The organism is Polaromonas sp. P1_G2, assembly GCF_056405515.1.
The window spans coordinates 1-485 of record NZ_JBFUBY010001003.1; the positions used below are offsets into that span (position 1 = coordinate 1).

Here is a 485-nt window from a genome sequence, read left to right on the forward strand (position 1 = left end):
ACCCTCTGGCGCTCGGCCTATATCGAAGACGGCGCACTGCGCCCCTTTGCCGACCTGCTCGATGCCGGGCAGTCAACCGGATTTGTCGCCCTCCCATCCGGATCGGGCGAACTCAGCGAACCCAGCGGCCAGGCGCGGCTGTCGCTTCTCACGACGCAAGCGCCTTTCGTCCTCACCCTGCATCTGCCGCCGGAGCAACCATCCGGTCTCATGCGCATCAGCGGTGACGGGCGGGAATTTTACTATGGTCAATGGGGGGTGGCGGATCGGCTGGAGATCGACCTGCCAGCCATGGCCGGCGTCGACAATCGGCTGATAGTGCTGACATTCGCCTTCAAGCCCAGCGACATGCTCGACATGCGCCGGCCGGTGATTGCGGCGATCGCCTTCCGCAAGACGCGCAGTGAATATCACCTCGGCTTGCAGACCGGCGCGACGATTGCCGCGCCTTCCGTCAATCCAGGCCAGCATTTCAACTTCTTCCA

General features: G+C 63.5%; 1 protein-coding gene. It reads left to right on the plus strand.

Annotation, left to right across the window (positions count from 1 at the left end; genetic code table 11):
* Positions 1 to 485, plus strand: a 485-nt coding sequence (locus AC1D0P_RS28760; protein WP_477679851.1) for a hypothetical protein, incomplete at both ends; no start/stop codon positions are given.